The following is an 11,247-nucleotide window of genomic DNA, read 5'->3' on the forward strand; positions in this document are numbered from 1 at the left end:
CGCCGTCCAGCTTGGTCGGCGTGAATTCCATGAGCTCACGCCCCAGCACTAGGCTGGCCAGCAAGATGCCGTCAAGCAGCAGGACATACAAAAGGGACACCACGCGCGGCCTGTGGTCGTCATCGGCCAGGTCGTTGGCAAGCGCCAGCCCGGCCGTCTGGGTGATGGCCACCCCGGCGCCAACGAACAGAAACGCGAGCACGGCGCCGATCTCGCCGGGCAACGGACCATAAAGCGCGCCCTCGCCGGTCATCACCAACAGCGCGAACGGCATGATCGCCAAGCCGGCAAACTGCAACATCGTACCCGCCCACAGATAGGGCACGCGCTTCCAGCCCAAAATCGAGGCATGATTGTCGGAACGGTGTCCGACCAGCGCCCGCAGCGGCGCAAACAACAGCGGCAAGGCCACCATGATCGATACTATGGTGGCGGAGAGGCCCAATTCGACGATCATCACGCGGTTCAGTGTCGCGTTGAGCAGCACCAGCGACAAGCCGACCGATATCTGGAACAGCGACAGCCGCAACAGGCGGCGCAGCGGCAACTCGGCAGAGGCGGCATCGGCAAAAGGCAGAAACTGGGTGCCCAGTTTCTGCCAGAGACCGGCGGTCCTGCTGAGCGGCAGCGCCGTCACGCCAGCAACACTTCCTGGGCGTGGCTGGTGTAAAAACCCCGGCTGACACGGATGTCGCGGCCCAGCCGGGCATGCGGCACCGACCGGCTCAGGCGCGATTTGATGCTGGCGTGCGGCACCGGGATGATCGACGGCGACCGGTCGCTCTTGGGAAAGAACTGCCCGATGGCCCGGGCCGTGCGCAACAGCGGCGTGCCCGGCGCAAAGGTGAACAGGAAGCTGTGGCGTGTGCGGTCGGCAAGCCGCGCTGTCGCATCACCGATCTGGTCGGCTTCGTAGTGGATGAGGACATCCATCGAGACGATATGGTCAAAATGGCCATGCACCGGATCGAGCATGTCGCCGGCGAGCAAAGTGATCCGGTGCTTGACGTCCTCGGGCAACCGGTCACGGCCTATACCGACGAGCTGCGGCGACACATCGATACCGACGACTTCGGCGCCGCGCCGCGCCGCTTCGATCGCTAGCATACCGGTCCCGCAGCCGGCATCAAGGATACGCCGGCCGTGCAGATCATCCGGCAGCCAGGACAGCAGCGTGTCGCGCATCTGGGTGCGGCCGGCGCGCACTGTCGCACGGATGCGGCTGACCGGGGTATCACTGGTCATCGCCGCCCAGGCATCCAGCGCCGTGCGGTCGAAATACTGTTCCAGACGGCTACGCTTTGCCTCCCAGCCAGCAGTTTGCTTAGGGCTGTGGGCGTTCATTCAAATCCCAGGAAATCGAAGATATCCCGGTCCTTCATCGGGCGCGCCGGGCATGGTTCGGTGCCGGCCCAGAGCAATGCTGCCAAGCGCTTGTATTCGTGCTGAACCGCCAGAATTTCAGGCGTTTCGTCCATTTCGAACACCGTGCACTTTTTCAGGCGCGAACGGCGGATGGCGTCCAGGTCGGGCAGATGTGCCAGCCGGGCGATGCCCGTGGCGTCGCAGAAACGATCGATTTCATCGGTATTTTCCGACCGGTTGGCGATGCAGCCGGCAAGGCGCACTTCGTAGTTCTTGGACTTGGCGGCGATGGCCGCCATGATCCGGTTCATCGCAAAGATGCTGTCGAAGTCGTTGGCGGTCACCACGATCGCCCGCTCGGCATGCTGGAGCGGGGCTGCAAAGCCGCCGCACACCACATCGCCGAGCACGTCGAAAATCACCACATCAGTATCTTCGAGCAGGTGATGCTGCTTGAGCAGTTTCACGGTCTGGCCAACGACATAGCCGCCGCAGCCGGTGCCTGCCGGCGGGCCGCCAGCCTCGACGCACATGACGCCATTGAAGCCCTCGAACATATAGTCTTCGGGGCGCAGTTCCTCGTGGTGGAAATCGACTGTTTCGAGCACGTCGATAACCGTCGGCATCAGTTTTTTGGTCAGCGTGAACGTGCTGTCATGCTTGGGGTCGCAGCCGATCTGGAGCACCCGCTGCCCGAGCAGCGAAAATGCCGCCGACAGGTTCGACGACGTTGTCGACTTGCCGATGCCGCCCTTGCCGTAAACGGCAAAGACCTTGGCGCCTTCGATTTTCTGCGACGGGTCCAGATTGACCTGAACGCTGCCGTCGCCGTCTCCGCGGCTTTTTTCCAGAATTGCCATCGTTTTTCTCCTTACGCCGCCTGCGAAATGCCTTCGAGTTGATCCTCGATGGCATCGGTAGCGGCATACAATGCCGCCAGCGTGTCTGCATCCGGTTGCCAGTAATTGCGGTCTGCCGCCTCGATCAGCCGATTGGCGATCTTGGCTGCAGCACGCGGGTTCATTTCGGCAATTCGCTGCCGCATGGCGTCGTCAAGCACATAGGTTTCGGTGATCCGGGCATATACCCAGGAATCGACCTGGCCGGTCGTGGCCGACCAGCCCATCGTGGTGGTCACCGCCGCCTCGACCTGCCGGACGCCTTCATAGCCATAGCGTAGCTGGCCTTCGATCCACACCGGATTGAGCGTGCGCGTGCGGGTTTCCAGTGCCACCTGTTCCTGCAAGCTGCGAACCTTGCCAGACCCCTGCGTCTGGTCGCCGATATAAACGGTCGCGCTTTGCCCGCCCTTGGCGCGCGTGATGGCGCGGCTGATACCGCCCAGCGTATCGACATATTGGTCGATGGTGGTGATGCCGAGTTCCACGCTTTCCAAATTCTGATAGGCGCAATCGACAGTTTTCAACGCCGATGCGAGCATGCCGGGGTGCCGCACCGGATCTCCCTTGACGCCATAGGCATAGCCTTTTTGCCGTTCATAACAATCCGCGAGTTCGGCGGGGTCGGTCCAGCCGCCCGAATCGATCAGCAGGTTGACGTTGGCACCATAGCTTCCCTCAGCATTGGAATAGACCCGCAACGCCGCCGTCGCCATGTCGCAACCGTGTTCGGCCTGGTAGGCGAGGCTGTGGGCACGCACGAAATTCTGTTCCAGCGGCTCATCGGCTTCGGATGCCAGCAGCGCCGCTTCGGCCATCATGCGGGTCTGCAAGGGCAGCAAGTCGCGAAACACGCCCGACAGCGTGATCAGGACATCGATGCGCGGCCGGCCCAGTTGTTCGAGCGGGATCAGTTCGGCCCCGGACAAGCGGTTGTAACTGTCGAACCGCGGCCGCGCGCCCATCAGCGCCAGCGCCTGCGCCACCTGCGCGCCTTCGCTTTTCAGATTGTCGGTGCCCCACAAGACCATCGCGATGGATTCGGGAATGCGGCCTGAATCCTGCAGTGCGCGCGCAACGATTCGTGTCGCCTGGGCCGCGCCATCCTTGCAGGCAAAGCTGGATGGCAGGCGGAACGGATCGAAGCCATGGATATTGCGGCCGGTAGGCAGGATTTCCGGCGTGCGAAGAATATCCCCGCCCGAAACGGGCCGAATATAACCGCCATCGAGCGCGTGGATCAGACCGGCCATTTCGTGGTTGGTCATCAGCGCATTGTTGAGCGATGCCAATTCCCGCAGCAGCGGCGTGTCCGGCCGGACGGTGCCGCGCACCAGCCCTTCGATGGTTTCGCGTGGCAGGGGGTCTTCGCGTGTCGAGGCGGTGGCGAGCAGCATGTCGATGCGCGCGTCCTCCGTCTCAGCCGCGCCAAGCACATGCAGGCCTTGCGGAATAAGCTCGCGCTCGATTTCATAGAGGCGCGTCGACAGCAGCGAAACGTCGCTGCCATCAAGATCCATGGCCTGCGCCTGTTCGGCGATGATTTCTGCCAACGGCGCCAGCTCAGCGCTGTCCGGCGGCGTCGCGCGCCAACGTTCGACCGACGCCTTAAGGTCCGCCAACCCCTTGTAAAGTCCGGAATTGGTTAGCGCCGGCGTCAGATAGCTGACCAGCGTCGCGCCCGAACGACGCTTGGCCAGAACGCCTTCGGACGGGTTGTTTGCAGCATAGAGATAGATGTTGGGAAGATCCTGGATCAGCCGTTCCGGCCAGCAGCTGGCGGTCATCCCGGTCTGCTTGCCAGGCATGAATTCAAGGCTGCCATGCGTGCCATAATGCAGGACGGCATGGGCGCCGAAACCGTCGCGCAACCAGCGGTAAAAAGCCATGAACGCGTGCGTTGGCGCAAAACGACCATCGAACAGCAGCCGCATGGGATCGGATTCATAACCGATGGCCGGCTGGATGCCGATGAAGACATTGCCGAACTGCGCGCCAAGGATGAAAACGCTGCGGCCGTCAGATTGGAACTTGCCGGGCGCCGGGCCCCATTCGGCCTCGACTTGCTTCAGGAACGGCTCGGTCGCGACGATATGGTCGGCGCTGACGAAGTCGTGGACATTGGCTTCCTGGCCGTATTTCATGGCATTGCCGCCAATGACACGTTCACGCACCGCGTCGCCGTTTTCCGGCACCTCCACGTCATAACCTTCGGACTTCAGCCGTTTCAAGGTCGCGTGGAGCGATTCGAATACGGCGAGGAACTGCGCCGTGCCCGCCGCACCGCCGTTCGGCGGAAAGTTGAACAGCACGATGCCGATCTTGCGGTCCACCGGGGGCGCCTTGCGCAGCGCCACCAGCTTCAGCATCTTGGCCGCCATGGCTTCGGCACGCTCCGGGCAGCTTTGCATGGCGCGCACGCCTTCGGTGGTCGTCCAGGTACAGCCCCGCTCGCAGCCGGTGCAGGCCTCGCCGCTGGCGTCGCTGCGGCCGCCGAACACCATCGGCTGGGTGCCGCCGTCCAGTTCCGGAATAGCGATCATGATCGTCGATTCCAGCGGCAGCAGCCCCTGGCGATTGGCGCCCCATTGCTGCAACGTCTGGAACTCGACCGGATGCGCGGAAATATAGGGCCGGTCCATCCGCGCCAGGATTTCCTCGGCCGATTTGGCGTCGGAATAGGCCGGGCCGCCAACCAGGCTGAACCCTGTCAGGTTGATGATGGCGTCGACGGTGGGCACGCCGTCCTTCATCATCAATTCCTCGATCGCCGGCCGCGCATCAAGGCCGGCAGCAAACGCCGGGATGACGTTCAGCCCCTTGGCCTCCATCGCCCGGATGACGCCGTCATAGTGATTGGCGTCCTTGCCGAGCACATAGGACCGCAGCAACACCACACCGACCGTGCCGACTGCGTTCCGGCCCTGCGGCAAGTCCGAAACCTTGGTCGACATCCGCTGCGGCAGATCGGGGTGATAGACGCCGACCTCGGGATAATCCTGCGGCGCTTCGACCTTGGTCTTGCCGCGCAGGCTCTTGCGCGGGCCATCGGCATAACGGTCGACCAGCGCCTGCACCATCATGAAGGCATTGTCGTCCGACCCGGCCAGCCAATATTGCAGGGTGAGGAAATAGGCGCGCACGTCCTGCGCGGTTCCGGGCACGAATTTAAGCAGCTTGGGCAGGCGCCGCAGCACCGCCATCTGCGCCGCGCCGGAATTGGCGGCGCCGTCCTTGGACGATCCGCGCAGCTTCTTCAGCCAGCCTAGCGGTCCCTTGGGCGGCGCGTCCATGCGATAGTCGCCCATGCGGGTCATCTTGACGATGTCGGACTGGCTCATCAGGCAGACCATGGCGTCGCAAGCTTCGCGCCGGGCCTCCAGCGCGTCCTTGATCGCCCGGATCTGCTCGTCGAGGAACAACATGGTCACGATAACGATATCGCCCCCGGCAATGTCGGCGCGAGCAGCCTCCAGCTTGCCGTCCTTGTCCCAGTCGGCAGCAGCATGGAAACCGATGGAAATCGGCACATCCGACCGCGCAAATCGCGCCCGCGCCCGGTCGATGGCACCCGAAAGATGATTGTCCAGCGTGATGATCACGACCCGGCAGGCATCAGGGCGACCACCGGAACCGGCGGGGGCGGGATCAACGCGCATAATGGCTTTTTGCCTCGTACAACGTGTCACGGGTAATCACGGCAACCCCATGTTCGGATGCGTAGGTTTCGGTGTTTCGCCGGGCCTTGCCGCGCACGAAAAACGGGATTTTGGCCAATTCCGCAAGTCCGTCGGGGGACCAGCTCTGGCCGCCGTCGGCAAGCGTTGGCTCGGCAGCTGCTTGTGTCGCTTCAGCCGACTCGGGCGCGCCGCGTGCAGCAGTTGGCGCATGATTGCCGCCGCCATGGCCCAGATGGCTCGGGCCGTTGGCGTCGGAAAACTCGAAATCGTCGCGGAACATGGTCAGGAGGTGTTCCTCCAGGCCCATCACCAGCGGGTGCACCCAGGTGTCGAACAACACGTTGGCGCCTTCGAAGCCCATCTGCGGGCTGTGCCGGGCCGGAAAATCCTGGACATGCACGGGCGCGGAAATGACGGCGCATGGAATGCGAAGTCGCTTGGCGATATGGCGCTCCATCTGGGTGCCGAGCACCAGCTCGGGCGAAGCAGCGGCGATGGCCTCCTCGACCGCGAGATAGTCGTCGGTAATCAGCGGCTCGACGCCATAAATCGCCGCCGCGGTGCGAATTTCGCGCGCGAATTCGCGGTTGTAACAGCCAAGGCCGACCACCTTGAAGCCCAGCTCTTCGGCTGCGACCCGCGCTGCGGCAACGGCATGCGTGCCATCGCCGAAGATGAAAACGCGCTTGCCGGTCAGATAGGTCGAATCGATGGAACGCGACCACCAGGGCATGCGGCCCGAATCGCTGGTGTCCGGCGCCGGCAAGCCGGCAGCGATGGCGACTTCGGCAAGGAATTCACGCGTGGCATTGACGCCGATCGGTACGGTTTTCACCGTTTTCTGGCCAAAGGTCTTTTCCAGCCAACGGCAAGCCTGGTCGCCGATTTCGGGATAGAGGCAGATGTTGAAATCCGCCTCGCCAAGCCCGGCGATATCGGTGGGCGACGCTCCCAGTGGCGCCGCGACATGCACGTCTATGCCCATGCGGGCCAGCAACTTGGTCACTTCGGCGACATCGTCGCGGTGGCGGAAGCCCAAGGCCGTCGGCCCGATCAGATTGACCCGGGGCCGGCGGACGCCGTCAAGCGGCAGTGCCCGGCGTGCCGGGTCGGCAAGGGTGCGCACGATCTGGTAGAAAGTTTCGGATGCGCCCCAGTTTTCCTTGCGCGAATAACTCGGCAACTCCAGCGGGATAACCGGACATGGCAGGCCCATCGTCAGCGCCAGGCCGGCCGGATCGTCCTGGATCAACTCGGCGGTGCATGACGCGCCAACGATCATCGCCTCGGGCTTGAACCGTTCATAGGCATCGCGCGCAGCAGACTGGAACAGCTCGGCGGTGTCCTTGCCAAGGTCGCGCGCCTGAAAGGTGGTGTAGGTGACGGGCGGGCGGGCACTGCGCCGTTCGATCATCGTGAACAGCAGGTCGGCATAGGTATCGCCCTGCGGCGCGTGCAAGACATAGTGCAGGTGCCTCATGCCGGTCGCGACACGCATGGCCCCGACATGCGGTGGGCCTTCATAGGTCCAGACGGTCAGCTGCATCGCCTAGACCCTCAGGATGTCGCGGCGGCCAAGCGGCCGGGCAAACAATTCCGCCAGATCGCCGGCCTGGTCAAAACCATGGATCGGCGAGAACACCAGCTCTATGGCCCATTTGGTCGTCAGGCCTTCACGCTCCAGCGGGTTGGCGAGGCCAAGCCCGCAAACCGTCAGGTCCGGTCGGGCGGCGCGCACACGGTCCAACTGCCGATCCACGTCCTGGCCTTCGGAGATAGTGACGCCGGCCGGGATCGCGGCCAGTTCCTCGGCCAGATGCGCCTTGTGCAGATAGGGACTGCCGACCTCGATCAATTCCATGCCCATTTCACTATGCAAAAAGCGCGCCAGCGGCACTTCCAGCTGCGAATCCGGCATGAAGAAGATGCGCTTGCCATTCAACTGAGCGGCATGATTGGCCATGGCCCGCTTGGCGCGCTCGCGCCCCGGCGCCACGACGGCGCGAAAATGCATTTCATCAATGCCGAACGCACGCGCAGCGGCATGCAGCCACGTCGTGGTGCCTTCGGCGCCGAACGGAAACAACGACGGCAGATGCACCGCGCCACGTTTTTCCAGGGCCGTCGCCGTGTCTGCCAGAAACGGCTGCGCCAGCAGGAAACGGGTGCCCGGTCCAACCGGCGGCAGTTCGCCCGAACGGCGCGGCGGCATGCAATCGACGCGGGCGATGCCCATATCGGCAAACAACTGGCGGAATTGGTCTTCAACGACATCGGGCAGGCTGCCGACGATCAGCAACTGCGTGGGCGCCGTTTCGGGCCCGAGCCCAGCCCCGACCGCAGCCCCGAGCGCAGCCATGCCCGGCACCATCGAAGCGAGACAGGCGTCTTCACCCTGGGTGAAGGTCGTTTCGATGCCGCTGCCGGAATAGTTCAGCACGCGCACCTGCGGGTTGAACCGCTCGTTCAAGCGGACGGAGGCGCGCGACAAGTCCAGCTTGATGACCTCGCTGGGGCAGGAGCCGACCAGGAACAGCAGCTTGATGTCGGGCCGGCGGGCGAGCAGCCGCGTGACAACCCGGTCCAGCTCCTCATTGGCGTCGGCGAGACCGGCGAGGTCCTTTTCCTCGATGATGGCAGTGCCGAAACGCGGCTCGGCAAAGACCATGACACCGGCGGCCGATTGCAGCAGATGCGCGCAGGTGCGGCTGCCGACGACCAGAAAGAACGCGTCCTGTATCTTGCGGTGCAGCCAGATGATGCCGGTCAGCCCGCAAAACACTTCGCGCTGGCCGCGCTCGCGAAGCACGGGGGCCGCATCGCACGAGGCAACTACGGCCGTCATGCCGCAATGGCCGCAGCTTGAGCAATTTCGGGCGCCTGCGCGGCTTTGGCTGCCATGTCGCCGCCTGCCGCAGCAACCTGGACATCGGGCGACTGCACCTGGGCAGCCGAACTGGAAAGCCGGGCCTGACGCAACTTCCAGACGAACTGGGCCGCGTTGATCACATAGGCGAAATATGCGGCGAGCGCCGTCGCCATAAGTTGGGTCGGGGTGGCGATGCCGGCGAACAGACCGAGCAGATACAGCGAGTGAAGAACGATCACCAACATGGAAAACACATCCTCCCAAAAGAAGGAATCGTGGAAAAGATACTGGCCGAACACGACTTTTTCCCAGATCGCGCCGGTGACCATGATTGTGTAGAGCGCCAGGGTCTTCACAACCACCGAGGCAACCGCAAGGTCATAATTTTCGCCCGTCCTGAGATAGTTGACGACGAGATAGAGGCTGACGCCGAATATCAGGAATTGCACCGGCGCAAGGATCCCCTGCACCAATGTCCAGCGCGTCGAATCCCGCCGGACACGCTCTTCCGGCGTGTACAGCGGCCGCGCTGCCGACCCTATTTGCCCGTTTTCCAAGGCGATTTATCCATTCCCCAACCAACACGAACCCTATCATCACGTTACCATGTGTCAATCTGGCTTTACGCCGGCTGATGCGTGGCTTGTCGGGATGAACGCGCCGCGGGGCCAAGTCCCGCGCCGCGCAGGCTGACGCCTCGCACAGGCTCAGGCAGCGACAAATTGTCACCGTCGGTTCAAGGTGATAGGAGGGGGAGAGTGACGTTTCTCGGGCAGGGAAGACGGCGGCAGACATGGACATGCTTGTAGCAAGAATTGCGACAATCGAAGTTGATGCGGCGCCGGCCACGCTCGACGCCGGCGCACAGCGGCCGGTCATTTCACCTGGCGCGACCGAAGCGGTTGTTTCGCCTGCTGCGACCGATGCGGTTGTTTCGCCTGCTGCGACCGAAGCGGTCATGGCCCTGCTGCCACCCGGCGTGGCCGAACGCGCGCTCTTGGCCAGTGCCGACATCATATTGATTATCGGCGAAGACGGCGTGGTCAGCGCAGCCCAGTCAGGCGATTGCTGTGCCGCGAACGCGATGGATGCTGCCTGGGTTGGCCTGGCCTTTCCGGGCCGGGCCTTTGCCGACACCGTCATCACGGCCGACCGCGGGCGCGCGGCCGGCCTTGCCGGCCAAGGCCGCAGCCGAACTACACTGCGGCACGGAAATGACCATGCGGACGTCGCCATCGAATGGCAGCTGACCGAAAGCCTCGGCATGGGCTTTCTGGCTATCGGTCGGCTTTGTGCGCCGCACTTGGCCGCTGCCGGCTCGCTGAAGGACGCAGTCCGCGCTGCGACAGACCGCGTCGAGCGCGCATGCATCCTGTCTGCGCTTGAACTGGCGGGCGACAACCGGGCATCGGCAGCGGAACTGCTCGGGCTGTCACGACAGGGACTGTACGCAAAGCTGCATCGCCACGGCATTGGCAAAACCGGGGGCAAAACCGGGGGCAAAACCGGGGGCAAAGCCGGGGGCAATGCGAGGAATACCGGTGAACGCCCGGACGCTGGCGACATTATCGGCTACACCTGACGCCGCACGCGCCGCGTTGACGCGCGCCCCCCTGTCAACCTAGGTTGACACAATGAACATGGCTACCTCCCTCGCGCCGCAACGCATCGTTCCGCGCGCCCTTCCGAGGGCGCGGGACGTGCTGGAATTGCTCAAGCCCGTCACCTGGTTCCCGCCAATGTGGGCTTTCATGTGCGGCGTCGTTTCATCGGGCGTGCCGCTGGCAGACCGCTGGTGGCTGCTTTTCGCAGGCGTATTGCTGGCCGGGCCGCTGGTGTGCGGCAACAGCCAGGCGATCAACGATTGGTTCGATCGCCATGTCGACGCCATCAACGAACCCCATCGTCCGATCCCGTCGGGCCGTATCCCCGGCCGCTGGGGACTCTATATCGCCTGCATCGGTTCGATCATCAGCCTTGCAGTGGGCTTTGCCATCGGGCCGGTGGTGGGCTGTGCCACCATCGTCGGCGTCGCCATGGCCTGGGCCTATTCGGCGCCGCCCCTGCGCTTCAAGGCTGATGGCTGGACGGGGCCGTTCGTGTGCGCCATCGCCTATGAAGGGGTAAGCTGGTTCACCGGCGCCGCAGTGATGGCCGGCGGCGTACCCGACAGCCGCATCATCTGGGTGCTGTGCCTCTATTCACTGGGTGCTCACGGCATCATGGTGCTCAACGATTTCAAGGCGGTGAAGGGGGATGCCCAGTCCGGCGTCAATTCGCTGCCGGTGCAGTTGGGGGAACGAAACGCCGCCGAAGTGGCCTGCTGGACAATGGCGCTGCCGCAGGTGGTGGTGATCATCCTGCTCGCGCGCTGGGGCCTGCACTGGCCATCGGCGATGGTGGCGTTTTCGCTCTCCATGCAGGTGGTGCTGAT

The 11,247-nt window shown here is 63.7% G+C and carries 9 protein-coding genes; 2 read left to right on the plus strand and 7 right to left on the minus strand.

Annotation, left to right across the window (positions count from 1 at the left end; all coding sequences use genetic code 11):
* The 7 genes from RMQ73_RS05785 to bchF all read right to left on the minus strand — a co-directional run.
* The coding region (locus tag RMQ73_RS05785) for a PucC family protein (RefSeq protein WP_310497128.1) at positions 1 to 637 on the minus strand (637 nt) is incomplete at its 3' end.
* The gene (gene bchM / locus RMQ73_RS05790) at positions 634 to 1,344 is read right to left on the minus strand and encodes a magnesium protoporphyrin IX methyltransferase (RefSeq protein WP_310497130.1); all 711 of its coding nucleotides are present in this window, start codon (positions 1,342 to 1,344) and stop codon (positions 634 to 636) included. The genes bchM and RMQ73_RS05785, both read right to left, overlap by 4 nt.
* Entirely contained in the window at positions 1,341 to 2,225 is an 885-nt protein-coding gene (gene bchL, locus RMQ73_RS05795) for a ferredoxin:protochlorophyllide reductase (ATP-dependent) iron-sulfur ATP-binding protein (protein ID WP_310497131.1), read from the minus strand. The genes bchM and bchL overlap by 4 nt, the downstream gene beginning before the upstream one ends.
* 11 nt (positions 2,226 to 2,236) lie before the next feature.
* Positions 2,237 to 5,923, minus strand: coding sequence for a magnesium chelatase subunit H (locus tag RMQ73_RS05800; RefSeq protein WP_310497132.1), 3,687 nt, complete (start codon positions 5,921 to 5,923; stop codon positions 2,237 to 2,239).
* Complete coding sequence (gene bchB, locus RMQ73_RS05805) at positions 5,913 to 7,490, minus strand: ferredoxin:protochlorophyllide reductase (ATP-dependent) subunit B (protein ID WP_310497133.1); 1,578 nt, start codon at positions 7,488 to 7,490, stop codon at positions 5,913 to 5,915. Before bchB ends, RMQ73_RS05800 begins: the two co-directional genes overlap by 11 nt.
* Before the next feature lie 3 nt (positions 7,491 to 7,493).
* A complete protein-coding gene (locus tag RMQ73_RS05810) occupies positions 7,494 to 8,789 on the minus strand; it encodes a ferredoxin:protochlorophyllide reductase (ATP-dependent) subunit N (protein ID WP_310497134.1) in 1,296 nt (431 codons plus the stop codon).
* Positions 8,786 to 9,370: a 2-vinyl bacteriochlorophyllide hydratase gene (gene bchF / locus RMQ73_RS05815; protein ID WP_310497135.1), complete on the minus strand. Its 585-nt coding sequence runs from the start codon at positions 9,368 to 9,370 to the stop codon at positions 8,786 to 8,788. The genes RMQ73_RS05810 and bchF overlap by 4 nt, the downstream gene beginning before the upstream one ends.
* Positions 9,371 to 9,606: 236 nt before the next feature.
* Between bchF and RMQ73_RS05820 the strand changes: the two genes are divergently transcribed.
* Both RMQ73_RS05820 and chlG read left to right on the plus strand, forming a co-directional pair.
* Positions 9,607 to 10,395, plus strand: coding sequence for a helix-turn-helix domain-containing protein (locus tag RMQ73_RS05820; protein WP_310497136.1), 789 nt, complete (start codon positions 9,607 to 9,609; stop codon positions 10,393 to 10,395).
* 58 nt (positions 10,396 to 10,453) lie between these two features.
* A partial coding sequence (gene chlG / locus RMQ73_RS05825) for a chlorophyll synthase ChlG (protein ID WP_409049839.1) occupies positions 10,454 to 11,247 on the plus strand: 794 nt, incomplete at its 3' end.

Origin of the sequence: Sandarakinorhabdus sp., from assembly GCF_031430775.1 — a bacterium.
GTDB lineage: Bacteria > Pseudomonadota > Alphaproteobacteria > Sphingomonadales > Sphingomonadaceae > Sandarakinorhabdus.